We start from the raw sequence: 13035 nt of genomic DNA on the forward strand, positions 1-13035 counted from the left end.
GGAGTGGACACACATGAAGAACGATCTGCCGGAAGTCGCCGCGCTCGAAGCGCTGCTGCGCGAGCAGCGCCACGCCTATTTACGCGCGCCGTATCCGTCGTGGGACGCACGCGCCGCGCATCTGAAAGCGCTGCGCAAAGTCATGCTCGACAATCGCGACGCACTTGCCGATGCGATGAACGCCGACTTCGGCAATCGTGCGAAACAGGAAGTGCTGCTCGCGGAATTCCTGCTGGTGAAGGAGGAAATCGACGGCGCGCTACGGCATGGCAAGCGCTGGATGAAATCACAACGCCGCAGCACCAACAAATGGCTGCTGCCGGCGCGCGCGAAAGTCGTGCCGCAGCCGCTCGGCGTGGTCGGCATCATCGTGCCGTGGAATTATCCGGTGTTGCTCGCCGTCAGTCCGCTCGTCAGCGCGTTGACCGCCGGCAATCGCGCGATCGTCAAAATGTCCGAATTGACGCCGCGCACTTCGGCGCTATTCGAGCAGTTGATCGGCCAGACCTTCGCGCGCGATCACGTCGCGGTGGTGAACGGCGACGCCGCGCTCGCCGCCGCCTTCAGCGCGCAGCCCTTCGATCACTTGCTGTTCACGGGTTCGACCAAGGTCGGTCACGAAGTGATGCGCGCCGCCGCCGAGCATCTGACGCCGGTCACGCTCGAACTGGGCGGCAAGTCGCCGGCCATCATCGGCGCGCATGCGCGTTTCGACAACGCGGTGGACAACCTCATCGCCGGCAAGACGCTCAACGCGGGGCAAACCTGTGTCGCGCCCGATTACGTGCTGGTGCCGCGCGGCAAGGAGCAGGCGTTCGTCGAACGGGCGCGCGCGCGGATGGCGAAGATGTATCCGAATTTCGCCAATAACCCGGATTACACCTCGATCATTTCGACGCGCCACTTCGCGCGGCTGGAGCGTCTCGCCGACGAAGCCCAGGCCGCCGGCGCTCAATTGCACGCACTCACCGACAGTTCGCCCGATGCAGCGAGCCGCCGCTTTCCGCTGATCGCCGTCACCAACGCGCCGGACGAATGCGCGCTGATGCAGGAGGAGATTTTCGGGCCGCTGCTGCCAATCGTGTCCTACGACACGCTCGACGACGGGATCGCGTGGATCAACGCCCGGCCGCGTCCTCTCGCGCTCTATCTCTACGCCGACGACACCGCCACCATCGAGCGCGTGACGCACGAAACCATCGCCGGCGGCATGGCGATCAACGAAACGCTGATGCATCTGGCGTGCGAGAGCCTGCCGTTTGGCGGAGTCGGCGCGAGCGGAATGGGTGCGTATCACGGCTACGAAGGCTTCGTGACGTTCTCGAAGATGAAGCCGGTGTTGACGCAGGCGCGTCTGAACGCGCGCGGCTGGATTTCGCCGCCGTACGGCAAACGGGTCGACGCGCTGCTGAAACTGATGATGCGGTTCTGACGCTCAACGGGTCGCCGGCCCACCTTCGATTTCGGTGGCCACCACGTCGATGACATCCGGCGCGTCGGCGTTCGCGGCCGGCGGCGGCTCGTTCTCGGCGCCGCTTTCCAGCCGATGCAGCCACGCGAGCATTTCCGCCACCGCCTGATAAAGCTGCGGCGGAATGCGCGCATCGAGATCCACCTGCATCAGCAGCGAGACCATTTCGGGCGCTTCGTGCACGTACAGGCCAGCCTCCTTGGCCCGCTGCACGATCATCTCGGCCAGCATGCCGTAGCCTTTGGCGATCACGCGCGGCGCGGGATCACTGCCTTGGGCGTCGTAGACGAGCGCGGCCGCGCTGCGGCGATGTTTGCGGCTCATCACATGTCCCAGTCGAAATCGTCGGGCGGCGTGGCTGCGGTGCGACGGCGCACGCCCGCGGTTCGGCTCGCCGCCGAAGCGGCCGCACCGCCCGCCGCCGCCGAACCGGTCGCCGAAGCCGAGCGCGCATACGCCGACGCCGCCGCCTGAGCGGCCGCCGCGCCCGCGGCATTCGCGGCGGTGGCGGGCGCGCCGCCGCCGATCTCGCGAATCGTCAAACCATTCAACTGGATGCCCGCCGCCGCGAGCCGCTGACGGAAGCTCTCACCCTGCATCGCAAGGCGCGCGGCGCCGCCGGGACTCGCCTGCACGCGCGCGACGAGGCGCGTGCCGGTCAGTGTCAGTTCCGCGTCGACGGTGCCGAGCGTCGGCAGCGATAGCGTCAGGCGCGTGCGCCACGGCTGATCGTCCTCGCTTGCCGTGCCGCCGCCGCTGCGGTCCCATTCGTCGCCTTCCTGCTCGATGGTCCAGTCGAGCTTGGCGCCCGGCCATGCTTCGCCGGTCCAGCGAAACTGCCCGGTCGCGAGCAGATCGAGCTGCTGACGCACCAACGGCACGGTCGCGGGATGAACCGCGGCGGCCATCGGCTGCGAATTCTGCGAGGCGCCTCCGTCGACGGTTTGCGCGGCCGCGTTATGCAGGCTCGCATGCGCGGGCTGGCCGTTCAGGTCCGACAGGGAACTGGCCAGCACTTCGCCGGCCACGAAACGCGCGGCTTGCGCATTGGGGATCGAAGGCATCCCGCGAGCAGCGGCGCCGGCGTCTTGCGTGCCGCCGTTCGATGGACCATTCGGCGCCGCACCCATGCCCTGCCGGGCGGACGGATTGGCGGGCGACGCGTCGCCGCCGTCGTTCGCCCAATCGAGCGGCAGTTGCGCGGCAGCGGCAACGAGTTTGTTCTGCGCCTCGCCAGCGAGCGAAGCGGGAGAACGCTGTCCCGCCAGCCATTGCGCGAGATGCGCTTCATAAAAGAGGCCGCTATCGCCGACGGTCTGTTCGAGCGCTGCGGCGAGCGCCGCGACCGGCACCTGGGCCGCCGCGACATTGGCGGTGGCCGCGGTGGTAGCGGAATTCGGATTGGCGGTGGATGCAGTGGAAGCCGTTGCGGCAGCGGACGTGTCGAACAGCGGCAACGCGTCCACTTCGATATCGAGCGCGGGCGCGGCCGGCCAGATCGGCGTCTGGCCGATCACGGCGGGCGTCGCCTCGCCGCCCGAGCGCACGATCGCATTGAGCGTCAGCGCGACGGCGGACAGCGCGGTCTGGGCGGAAGGCTGCGGCGCGGGCGTCTCAATGAGCGCCGGCATGGTCGGCGCGGTTTCGACGCCCGCCGTGCCGGCCTGCGAAGCAGCCGCACTGCCTGGCGCGATATTGAGCAGACTATCGATCCGGCTCGCGAGCACCGAAGCGACAGTCGTGTCGATCCCGTTCATGCCGATTCCTTGGTCACATTGGCGGCGTCGCGCTCAAATAAAGTCAGTCAGCCGGATGAATAGAGGCGCCTCTCGGCGCGCACGGCGCAACTCAGCGCGCTCCGTACAGCTCCTTGAGCACGCGCGTGGGCCGTCCGGCGAACAGCGCGGACAGATTGGCCATGCGCGGATTCGCCAGATCGCGGATCGCGGCGTCGTCGGCGAGGATCTGGCGGATCAGCGCGTACTTGCGCAGACGCTCCGCCTCGTCGAGCTTCACGCCCGTTTCGGCGTCTTTCAACGCCTCCACCAGATGGCGGTATTCCTCCTGCAGGTGGACCAGATCGTTCCACAGCGCGCGCCGGGCAGCTATCAGCATGCGGCAGGAAATCGCTGCAATCGCCTCGTAGCGGGCGAAGTATTCTGCGTTCGATGTCATCTCATGCTTTCCGCGGCGGGCTGGGCTGCCATCCGCGCGATCTCCGGGGCAATCCCGATCCATGCCTCTTCGAGAGTGGCCAGAAGACCGTCCACCTCGACCAGCATCGCCTCGCTTTGTTTTATGTTGGCTTCGAGCAGCCGGCGCGACATATAGCTATACAGCGCGTTCAACCGCTCCGCAATCTCACCGCCCGCCTCGAGGTTGAGCGATTGCTGCAGCCCGCTTTCGACGATCTGAATCGCCTTGCCGACCGCCTCTCCGCGAGCCGGCACATTGCCCTGCTGCAAATGCATGCGCGCCTGCGCGATCGCTTGCCTTGCGCCCTGATACAACATCACGATCAGACGATGCGGACTCGCGCCCATCACCCCTGTCTCGACGCCGACGCGTGCGTACGCATTGGCTCCAGAGTGTCCTGGGGAAAACATCGGCGCTCCTCCTCTCTTGCACTGCGGTTGGTCGTGGCACCTCGTCCGGGCACGTTGCCGCGCCCCGATCTCTGCCTGTACCTTGTTATCGGAAAGACAGCGGGAAAGCTTTAGGCCAGCGCAAGGAGGATTAAGCGGCCAATGGTGCAGCCTTCGAGAGCCGCACGGCGCGCACACTTTCGGGCGGGCGGAACAGCCTTGCCGCCCGAGCCGCGTTCACACCGACATCTGCATGATGTCGTTATAGGCGGACACCAGCTTGTTGCGCACCTGCAGGCCGAACTGGAAGCCCACGTTGGCCTTTTGCATGTCGACCATCACGTCGTTGAGCGACACGTTCGACGAGCCGAGTTCGAACGCCTGCGATTCGCCGACCGCCTTGGTCTGATCGCCGCTGATCTTGTCCAGCGAGGCTTTCAGTGCCGACGCAAAACCGGTGGGCGTCGCCGCGCCGGACGTGTCGGCGACCGTATTGCTGCCGCCGGCCGCTTGCGCCGCCATCGACTGCATCTGTTGCAGCGCCGACGAAAGCGCGTTCACGGGGAAAGTCATGTTTTCTCCAGGGAAGGACGACCGGCATGCCAAACCGTACCGATCTGGACGAAAGCATAGCAGCGGGCCATACGGGAAAGCCCCGAAACTAGGGGGGAAACCCGGCTCTATTCAAGCAATCGGGTTGAGCCGCGCTGCGGATAATTTCAAGGGTGAAAGTCTCTGTCCGTGCGCCCGCCGACCCTCGGTGCGGTAGCGGGCAGAACGCAAAAGGCATCCCGGAGAAACCCGACGCATGGATTCGTCAGCCAACTCTTTGATCAACCCCGACGCCCGCATGGGCCTCGCCGGTGCGCAGCCCGGCGCCGGTGCGGCCGGTGCCGGCCAGGCCGGCGGCGCAGCAGACCTCGGCGGCCTGGGGAGCAACCTCGGTGGCAACTTCGGTCAGCGCCTGTCCGGCCTCGCGCAGATGCGCGGCAACCCGCGCGCTCCGCTGATCTTCGCGGTGGCGCTGCTGGTCGCCGTGGTGGCGGGGCTGTTCCTGTGGTCGCGGGCGCCGGACTACAAGGTGCTCTACAGCAACCTGTCGGACCGCGACGGCGGCGCCATCATCACGGCACTGCAGGCGGCCAACATTCCCTACAAGTTCTCCGACGCCGGCGGCGCGATCCTCGTGCCGGCCGAACAGGTGCATGAAATGCGTCTGCGTCTGGCCTCGCAAGGCTTGCCCAAGAGCGGCTCGGTCGGCTTCGAACTGATGGACAACCAGAAGTTCGGCATCAGCCAGTTCGCCGAGCAGATCAACTATCAGCGCGCGCTGGAAGGCGAACTGGAACGCACGATCGAGTCGATTTCGTCGGTGAAGTCGGCGCGCGTGCATCTGGCGATTCCGAAGCCTTCCGTGTTCGTGCGCGACAAGGAAGCGCCGTCGGCCTCCGTGCTGGTCAACCTTTATCCGGGCCGCGCGCTCGACGAAGGCCAGGTGCTGGCGATCACGCATATGGTGTCGTCGGCGGTGCCGGACATGCCGGTGAAAGGCGTGACCATCCTCGATCAGGACGGCAACCTGTTGACGCAGCTGTCCACCGGCAGCGGACTCGACGCCTCGCAACTGAAGTACCGCCAGCAGATCGAGCGCAGCACCCAGCAGCGCATCGACGCGATCCTCGCGCCCCTGTTCGGCTCGGGCAACGCGCATTCGCAGGTCAGCGCCGATATCGACTTCTCGCACAGCGAGCAGACCTCGGAAAACTACGGCCCGAACGGCAACCCGCAACAGGCGGCGATCCGCAGCCAGCAATCGAGCAGCGCCACCGAAATGTCGCAAGGCGCGGCCTCGGGCGTGCCGGGCGCGCTGTCGAACCAGCCGCCGCAGCCCGCATCGGCGCCGATCAACGCGCCCAACGGCGCGAGCGGCGTGACGACCACGCCGGTCAGCGACCGCAAGGACTCGACCACCAACTACGAACTCGACAAGACGGTGCGTCATCTCGAACGGCCGATGGGCGGCATCAAGCGTCTGTCGGTGGCGGTGGTGGTGAACTATCTGCGTGTGGTCGACGCCAAGGGCCACGCCACGATGCAGCCGGTCACCGCCGACAAGCTCGCGCAGGTCAACCAGCTGGTGAAGGACGCGATGGGCTTCGACCAGGCGCGCGGCGACTCGGTCAACGTGGTCAACAGCCCGTTCAGCACCGAGGTCGATCCGAACGCCGACCTGCCGTGGTGGCGCACGCCGGACATGATTGCGCTCGCCAAGCAGATCGCGACTTACCTCGGCATCGGCGCGGTCGCCCTGTTCCTCTACTTCGTGATGGTGAAGCCGGCGCTGCGCCGCGCCTTCCCGCCGCCGGAGCCGGCCGCCGTCGCGGCGCTGGCGTCACCGGACGAGCCGATTTTGCTGGACGGCATTCCCGCCGCCGAGCGCATGGGCGCGAACGGCACCAGCAGCAGCGTCGCCGAACTGGAAGGCGACAGCGAGCTGCTGGCGCTCGAAAGCGCCAAGCACAAATATGAGCGGAATCTGGAATTCGCGCGCAGCATCGCGCGCCAGGATCCGAAGATCGTTGCAACCGTCGTGAAAAATTGGGTGTCCGATGAGCGCTGAAGGCGTAATGAAGAGCGCGCTCCTGCTGATGTCGATCGGCGAGGAAGAAGCCGCGCAGGTGTTCAAGTTCCTCGGGCCGCGTGAAGTCCAGAAGATCGGCGTCGCGATGGCCGCATTGAAGAGCGTGACCCGCGAGCAGGTCGACGAAGTCCTGCAGGAGTTCGTGCGCGAGGCCGAGCAGCACACCGGCATGTCGCTGGATTCGAACGAGTACATCCGTTCGGTGCTGACCAAGGCGCTCGGCGACGACAAGGCCGGCGCGATCATCGACCGCATTCTGCAAGGCAGCGATACCAGCGGTATCGAAGGCCTCAAGTGGATGGATTCCGCGGCGGTCGCCGAACTCATCAAGAACGAGCATCCGCAGATCATCGCGACCATCCTCGTTCACCTGGACCGCGATCAGGCGTCGGAAATCGTCGCCTGCTTCACGGAACGGCTGCGCAACGACGTGTTGCTGCGGATCGCGACGCTCGACGGCATCCAGCCGGCCGCGCTGCGCGAACTCGACGACGTGCTGACCGGCCTGCTGTCCGGCAGCGACAACCTCAAGCGCAGCCCGATGGGCGGCATCCGCACGGCGGCGGAAATTCTCAACTTCATGTCGAGCAATCATGAAGAAGGCGTGATCGAGAACGTTCGCCAATACGACGCGGAACTTGCGCAGAAGATTATTGATCAGATGTTTGTGTTCGAGAACCTGCTCGATCTGGAAGACCGCGCGATCCAGCTGTTGCTGAAGGAAGTCGAGTCCGAGGCGTTGATCATCTCGCTGAAGGGCGCGCCGCCCGCGCTGCGCCAGAAGTTCCTGTCGAACATGTCGCAGCGTGCGGCCGAACTGCTCGCCGAAGACCTCGACGCGCGCGGTCCGGTGCGCGTCTCCGAAGTCGAGACGCAGCAACGCCGCATCCTGCAGATCGTGCGCAACCTGGCCGAAGGCGGCCAGATCGTTCTAGGCGGCAAGGCCGAAGATGCATATGTCTGATCAGAACTCCGCAGCGAAGGAACGCCTCTCGGCCTACCAGCGCTGGGAGATGGCCTCGTTCGATCCGGTGCCGCCGGCGCCGCCCGAACCCGAAGTCGACGACGGCGCGTTCGAAGCCGAACTCGAACGCCTGCGCGACGCCGCTCATGCGCAGGGCATCGCGTCCGGCCACGTGGCCGGTCAGGCGCTCGGTTATCAGGCCGGTTACGACCAGGGCCACGCTCAGGGTTTCGAGCAAGGCCAGAGCGAAGCGCGCGAAGAAGCCGCGCGGCTCGCGGCGCTGGCCGAAACCTTCAAGGCCGCGCTCGACGGCGCTCAGGGCGCGATCTCCGAAACGCTGGTTGCGCTCGCGCTCGACATCGCGCAGCAGGTGGTGCGTCAGCACGTGCAGCACGACCCGACCGCGCTGATCGCCGCCGCGCGCGAGGTGCTGGCCGCCGAGCCGACGCTGGTCGGCGCACCGGCTTTGATCGTGAGTCCCGCCGATCTGCCGGTTGTCGAAGCCTATTTGATGGAAGAACTGCAAACGCGCGGCTGGACCGTGCGTACCGATCCGGCGGTGGAGCGCGGCGGCTGCCGCGCGCAAGCCAACACCGGTGAAGTGGACGCCGGCATCGACACGCGCTGGGAGCGCGTGGCCGCCGCGCTCGGCAAGGTGAGCACATGGTGAAGCCGACGCTCGAAGAGATCCGCGCCAGCGACCTGACGCCGCTCGAACGCGAACTGGCGCTGGCGTCCTTCGGCGCCGAAGCGCTTGCGGAAGAACCGGCTGCGGTGACACCCGCGGCGGCGGCCGTCGCGGCAATCGAAGCCGCCTTGCGCGATCCGGCGCATGCCCATCCAGCGACGGGCGCCGCCGCGAGCCGCGATGCCGCCGCGGCGAGCCCTGCTTCCGCCGCCGTCGCTCACCCGCCTTACGATCCCGCGCTCGACAGCAACCCGCACATGCAAGCGTGGCGCGGCCGCCTCGACGCACTGCGCGCGCGCAATGCGATCGCCAAGCCGATGCGTGCCTGTGGACGTCTCACGCGCGCGGCCGGTCTGGTGCTCGAAGCCGTGGGCCTGCGTCTGTCCGTGGGCGCCGAAGTGATGATCGAACTGCCGCAAGGCAGTTCGCTGCCGATGGCCGAAGCCGAAGTAGTCGGCTTCTCCGGCGACAAGCTGTTTCTGATGCCGACCACCGAAGTGATCGGCCTCCTCCCCGGCGCGCGCGTTTTTCCGCTCGAAAGCGCGCCGATCGCCGATCCGATGGCGGGCGCCAAACGTCTGCCGGTCGGTTGGGAATTGCTCGGCCGCGTGCTGGATGCCTCCGGCCGTCCGCTCGACGGACTCGGCCCGCTCGGCGCGCATGCCGACGCCCCGCTGTCCGCGCCGGTCATCAATCCGCTGAACCGCGAACCGATTCACAAGGTGCTCGACGTCGGCGTGCGCGCGATCAACGCATTGTTGACCGTCGGCCGTGGCCAGCGCATGGGGTTGTTCGCCGGCTCGGGCGTCGGTAAATCGGTGCTGCTCGGCACGATGGCGCGCTACACCAGCGCCGAAGTGATTGTGATCGGCCTGATCGGCGAACGCGGCCGCGAAGTGAAGGAATTCATCGAGCAGATTCTCGGCGAGGAAGGTCTGGCGCGCTCCGTGGTGATCGCCGCGCCCGCTGACGTCTCGCCGCTGCTGCGCATGCAGGCCGCATCGTATTCGACCTCGCTTGCTGAATATTTTCGCGACCAGGGCAAGCACGTGCTGCTGCTGATGGACTCGCTGACCCGTTACGCGATGGCGCAGCGCGAGATCGCGCTGGCCGTGGGCGAGCCGCCTGCTACCAAGGGCTATCCGCCTTCGGTGTTCGCCAAGCTGCCGGCGCTCGTCGAGCGGACCGGCAACGGCCCGGCGGGCGGCGGCTCGATCACGGCGTTCTATACGGTGCTGACTGAAGGCGACGACCAGCAGGATCCGATCGCCGACTCGGCGCGGGCGATTCTGGACGGTCACATCGTGCTGTCGCGCTCGCTGGCTGAAGCCGGTCACTATCCGGCCATCGACATCGAAGCGTCGATTAGCCGGGCAATGACCGCGCTGATCGACGATAACCATCTGGACAAGACGCGTATGTTCAAGCAGATGCTGTCGCGCTATCAGCGCAACCGCGATCTGATCAACGTCGGCGCGTATTCAAGCGGGCGCGACGCGCTGCTCGACCGCGCGATTGCGTTGTATCCGCGGATGGAAGCCTTTTTGCAGCAAGGTTTTCGCGAATGCGCGAACTTTGAACCGAGTCTCGAGATGCTGGACGCGCTGTTTGCCCAAGGAGGCTGACGATGGCGAAACACTTTCCGATCAAGACGCTTATCGGCCTGGCTCAGGACGATGTGGACGCCGCCGCGCAACGTCTGGGCCGCGCACAGCGTGAGCGCAACGACGTGCAGTCGCAGCTCGACGCCCTCGTCCAGTACCGCGACGAATATCACGCGCGCTTCACCGCGACGGCCCAGACCGGCATGCCTGCGGGGAACATGCGCAATTTCCAGGCATTCATCGATACGCTCGACGCCGCCATCGAGCAGCAGCGCAATTTGCTGGTGACGGCCAACGCGCGCGTCGAGGCCGCCAAGCCCGACTGGCAGCGTCAGAAGCAGAAGCTGGGCTCGTACGAAGTGCTGCAGGCGCGCGGCGAAGCAGCCGAAGCCAAAACCACGGCGCGGCGCGATCAGCGCGACGCCGACGAACACGCCGCCCGGATTCTGCGGATGCGCGCCGAAGGCGTGTGACGTGCATCAGGCGCACGAGCGCCGTCCCGATTGACCGAACACCTCGTTTGACCGATTGACAGGATTCCCTATGTCGCTTCTTTCACAGATCGGCTCGCTGCTCGGCTCTGCCAGCAGCACGTCCAGCAGCGCGGCGATGGCCGCTGCGGCGAACGCCAAACCGTTCTCGCAAACCTTGCAGCAGAGCATCGATCAGCAGAACAGCGCGGCTGCGCTGAGCGCGAGCCAGCAGCAAGCTGCAGCCGCGGCGTCTTCTGGAACGTCGCCGTCTGCGTCGAGCGTGCACGACGCGCCGCCGCCGGCCGACCCCGCGCCGAAGAGCGCGGACGACGCAAGCAGCAAGGACACGAGCAAGCCGACGAACTCGGCTTCGTCCACGGCACCGTCGGGTGATACGCAACAGGCTTCGACCGACAAGACGAACGCCGCGCCGGCGAAAACCAGCAATACCGCGAGCCAGACCGACGCCGGCACGGCGGCGGCAGCCGCTGCCGCTCAAGCGCAGGCGCAGGCGCAAGCTCAAGCCGACGCGAACAATGCCAATACGCCGACAACCGCTGACCCGGCCACGGCTTTGACCGACGCCGCGACCGCGCTGCCGGGCACGGCCACGGACGCCACGACGAATGGCACGCCGGGCAAGAAAACCGCCGCCACCGATCCGAAGTCATTGCAAGACGCATTGCAGGCAGCGCTGGCCGCGTTAGCTAACGGTCAAGGTGTGCCCGCGCAAGCGTTGGCGAGTGGCGCGGCCGCGAACGCCGCGACCTCGGCAAACGGCTTGAACGGTACGAACGCTGGACTGAACGGCACTGCCGACGGCAAGACGTTGGGTGCCGGCCTGTTTGGCGACGGCAAGGGCTCGAGTGCATCGAAAGCGGCGATGACGACGGCGGCGACGACCGTGGCCGACCCGTCAGCGGCCTCAAAAGCTGCGGCTGACGCATTGACGGCAACGGCGGCCGGCGGCACGCAAGCCGACGGCCTGGCCTCTTTCAAGAGCGCGGCGGATGCCGCAACAGCGGCGCTAGCCGCCTCGCAGGCAGCCGCGAGCGCGGCGAGCACGACGGCGGCCGTCCAGACCACGGGCAACGCCAGCGCGGCGGAAGCGGCGAATACGTTGTCCCCGCAGGTCGGCACGACTGACTGGGAGGACGCGTTGAGCCAGAAGGTGGTGTTCTTATCGAACGCACACTCGCAGAGCGCCGAGTTGACTTTGAATCCGAAGGATCTGGGTCCGCTACAGGTTGTCTTGCAGGTTGCCGATAACCATGCACATGCGTTGTTCGTATCGCAGCACCAGTCTGTGCGCGAGGCCGTCGAAGCCGCGTTGCCGAAGTTACGCGAGGCGATGGAATCCAACGGCATTGGTTTGGGAAGCGCGAGCGTCAGCGACGGCTTTGCGCGCCAGAGCAGCCAGCAGCAGAGCGCCGACTCCGGTCGTTCCGGCGGCCGCTCGAGCGGCGGAAGCGGATCGTTTGGCGGCGGCAGCGGCGACGCGGTAGCCTCGACGGTCAACGTACCTGTACGCCGCACGGTTGGCCTGGTCGACACATTCGCGTAAATTTTTTTGACGCCCGGGCAGCATCGTTCGCCCGCCCGGGCGAACACAAGCCGCACCTCGACTGCGGACGATTAGAGATCGGCGCCCTCCAGAGGGCGCCGATTTGCGTCCAGCGATGAGCCAAGCGACCGCGACGGCGCGCGAAGCGCCGCCGGAAGAATGACTGCTTTGTCACTTACGCGGAGTGTGCGAGAGCACGGATTCCAGATGGACCACGAGCGCGACTGCGCGAGGGCCCCGCTTATGGGCTAGCGGTGTGAAGCGGCTTTCTTTGCCTACTTTCTTTGCCGCGGCAAAGAAAGTAGGTGCCGCCCCGCACAGGGGCAGCGCCAATAGACCACGAGCAAATCAAGGAAAGGCCAAAGAAGCCAAAGAAGCAAAAACAAGAGATAACCAACAATCCCCCTTCTTTTCGGCCCATCGCGCAGCGACCAAATCAACAACAATCACCATCACCAGCACTAAAGGCAAGCAAAGCGAACCAAATGGCAACCACGACCGCACCTCAACAAACCGCGCCGGCGTCTCCCGGCCCGATGAAGCGCATCATCCTGATCGTGCTGATTGCGATTATTGCCGCTGGCGCAGCAGGCGCGGGCGTCTGGTTCTTCATGTCGAAGCGGGCCCCGGCCGCGACTTCGGCTGAAGCAGCACCGCCGCCGGCGCCAGCACCGCTGTTCTTCCCGCTGGAATCCATGACGGTGAACCTGCAATCCGACGACGGCCAGCAGCATTTCCTGCGCATCGGCCTGACGCTAAAACTCACCGACGCAAAGACGCAGCAAGAACTCACCGACCACATGCCCGAAGTACGCAGTCGCATCCTGCTCGCATTGTCGAACAAGCACCCTGACGAACTCGCGCCGCTCGAAGGCAAGCGCGCCCTCGCCACGGAACTGCGCACGCTGATCGAGCAGCCGACCGACAAGGGCGCCGCGCCGATCCACGTCCAGGACGTGCTGTTCACCGAATTCGTCGTGCAGTGACGCCGGACGTGACGTTAATCAGCGCTGCCATCATCAACCGCCACGGGACGCACGAGGAA

Annotated in this window: 13 protein-coding genes; 8 read left to right on the forward strand and 5 right to left on the reverse strand. The window is 66.2% G+C overall.

All coding sequences use genetic code 11. From position 1 onward, the window contains the following. The first annotated feature begins 13 nt into the window (after window positions 1-13). On the forward strand, window positions 14-1432 hold the full coding sequence (locus BPHYT_RS18745; RefSeq protein ID WP_012434680.1) for a coniferyl aldehyde dehydrogenase: 1419 nt from the start codon (window positions 14-16) through the stop codon (window positions 1430-1432). Window positions 1433-1435: 3 nt separating this feature from the next. Here the strand turns inward: BPHYT_RS18745 and BPHYT_RS18750 are convergent, their stop codons facing one another. The 5 genes from BPHYT_RS18750 to fliE form a co-directional block, all read right to left on the reverse strand. Continuing rightward, on the reverse strand, window positions 1436-1795 hold the full coding sequence (locus BPHYT_RS18750; RefSeq protein ID WP_012434681.1) for an EscU/YscU/HrcU family type III secretion system export apparatus switch protein: 360 nt from the start codon (window positions 1793-1795) through the stop codon (window positions 1436-1438). Further along, the gene (gene fliK, locus BPHYT_RS18755) at window positions 1795-3228 is read right to left on the reverse strand and encodes a flagellar hook-length control protein FliK (RefSeq protein ID WP_012434682.1); all 1434 of its coding nucleotides are present in this window, start codon (window positions 3226-3228) and stop codon (window positions 1795-1797) included. The genes BPHYT_RS18750 and fliK overlap by 1 nt, the downstream gene beginning before the upstream one ends. Window positions 3229-3319: 91 nt before the next feature. Continuing rightward, window positions 3320-3646, reverse strand: coding sequence for a flagellar protein FliT (locus tag BPHYT_RS18760; RefSeq protein ID WP_012434683.1), 327 nt, complete (start codon window positions 3644-3646; stop codon window positions 3320-3322). Continuing rightward, on the reverse strand, window positions 3643-4077 hold the full coding sequence (gene fliS / locus BPHYT_RS18765) for a flagellar export chaperone FliS (protein ID WP_012434684.1): 435 nt from the start codon (window positions 4075-4077) through the stop codon (window positions 3643-3645). Before fliS ends, BPHYT_RS18760 begins: the two co-directional genes overlap by 4 nt. Window positions 4078-4293: 216 nt before the next feature. After that, a complete protein-coding gene (gene fliE / locus BPHYT_RS18770) occupies window positions 4294-4629 on the reverse strand; it encodes a flagellar hook-basal body complex protein FliE (protein WP_012434685.1) in 336 nt (111 codons plus the stop codon). 235 nt (window positions 4630-4864) lie between these two features. On the opposite strand from fliE, the gene fliF reads away from it, so the two are divergent. The 7 genes from fliF to fliL all read left to right on the forward strand — a co-directional run bounded on the left by fliF (window position 4865) and on the right by fliL (window position 12976). Then, window positions 4865-6676, forward strand: a complete 1812-nt coding sequence (gene fliF / locus BPHYT_RS18775; protein ID WP_012434686.1) for a flagellar basal-body MS-ring/collar protein FliF — start codon at window positions 4865-4867, stop codon at window positions 6674-6676. After that, a complete protein-coding gene (gene fliG, locus BPHYT_RS18780) occupies window positions 6666-7661 on the forward strand; it encodes a flagellar motor switch protein FliG (protein ID WP_007179928.1) in 996 nt (331 codons plus the stop codon). The genes fliF and fliG overlap by 11 nt, the downstream gene beginning before the upstream one ends. Then, window positions 7648-8331 carry a flagellar assembly protein FliH gene (fliH, locus tag BPHYT_RS18785; protein WP_012434687.1) on the forward strand — a complete coding sequence of 228 codons (684 nt, stop codon included), beginning with the start codon at window positions 7648-7650 and terminating at the stop codon, window positions 8329-8331. The genes fliG and fliH overlap by 14 nt, the downstream gene beginning before the upstream one ends. Then, on the forward strand, window positions 8325-9974 hold the full coding sequence (fliI, locus tag BPHYT_RS18790) for a flagellar protein export ATPase FliI (RefSeq protein WP_012434688.1): 1650 nt from the start codon (window positions 8325-8327) through the stop codon (window positions 9972-9974). The genes fliH and fliI overlap by 7 nt, the downstream gene beginning before the upstream one ends. Before the next feature lie 2 nt (window positions 9975-9976). Beyond that, on the forward strand, window positions 9977-10426 hold the full coding sequence (fliJ, locus tag BPHYT_RS18795) for a flagellar export protein FliJ (protein WP_012434689.1): 450 nt from the start codon (window positions 9977-9979) through the stop codon (window positions 10424-10426). A 70-nt stretch (window positions 10427-10496) separates the two neighbouring features. Then, window positions 10497-11990, forward strand: a complete 1494-nt coding sequence (locus tag BPHYT_RS18800; RefSeq protein ID WP_012434690.1) for a flagellar hook-length control protein FliK — start codon at window positions 10497-10499, stop codon at window positions 11988-11990. Window positions 11991-12475: 485 nt separating this feature from the next. After that, window positions 12476-12976, forward strand: coding sequence for a flagellar basal body-associated protein FliL (fliL, locus tag BPHYT_RS18805; RefSeq protein WP_012434691.1), 501 nt, complete (start codon window positions 12476-12478; stop codon window positions 12974-12976). Window positions 12977-13035 lie beyond the last annotated feature (59 nt).

Origin of the sequence: Paraburkholderia phytofirmans PsJN (assembly GCF_000020125.1) — a bacterium.
Lineage (GTDB): Bacteria > Pseudomonadota > Gammaproteobacteria > Burkholderiales > Burkholderiaceae > Paraburkholderia > Paraburkholderia phytofirmans.

Bases quoted from the DNA above. Each gene is read 5' to 3' on its own strand.
- BPHYT_RS18745 (WP_012434680.1), top strand. From the start codon at position 14: ATGAAGAACGATCTGCCGGAAGTCGCCGCGCTCGAAGCGCTGCTGCGC.
- BPHYT_RS18750 (WP_012434681.1), bottom strand. From the start codon at position 1,795: ATGAGCCGCAAACATCGCCGCAGCGCGGCCGCGCTCGTCTACGACGCC.
- fliK (WP_012434682.1), bottom strand. From the start codon at position 3,228: ATGAACGGGATCGACACGACTGTCGCTTCGGTGCTCGCGAGCCGGATC.
- BPHYT_RS18760 (WP_012434683.1), bottom strand. From the start codon at position 3,646: ATGACATCGAACGCAGAATACTTCGCCCGCTACGAGGCGATTGCAGCG.
- fliS (WP_012434684.1), bottom strand. From the start codon at position 4,077: ATGTTTTCCCCAGGACACTCTGGAGCCAATGCGTACGCACGCGTCGGC.
- fliE (WP_012434685.1), bottom strand. From the start codon at position 4,629: ATGACTTTCCCCGTGAACGCGCTTTCGTCGGCGCTGCAACAGATGCAG.
- fliF (WP_012434686.1), top strand. From the start codon at position 4,865: ATGGATTCGTCAGCCAACTCTTTGATCAACCCCGACGCCCGCATGGGC.
- fliG (WP_007179928.1), top strand. From the start codon at position 6,666: ATGAGCGCTGAAGGCGTAATGAAGAGCGCGCTCCTGCTGATGTCGATC.
- fliH (WP_012434687.1), top strand. From the start codon at position 7,648: ATGCATATGTCTGATCAGAACTCCGCAGCGAAGGAACGCCTCTCGGCC.
- fliI (WP_012434688.1), top strand. From the start codon at position 8,325: ATGGTGAAGCCGACGCTCGAAGAGATCCGCGCCAGCGACCTGACGCCG.
- fliJ (WP_012434689.1), top strand. From the start codon at position 9,977: ATGGCGAAACACTTTCCGATCAAGACGCTTATCGGCCTGGCTCAGGAC.
- BPHYT_RS18800 (WP_012434690.1), top strand. From the start codon at position 10,497: ATGTCGCTTCTTTCACAGATCGGCTCGCTGCTCGGCTCTGCCAGCAGC.
- fliL (WP_012434691.1), top strand. From the start codon at position 12,476: ATGGCAACCACGACCGCACCTCAACAAACCGCGCCGGCGTCTCCCGGC.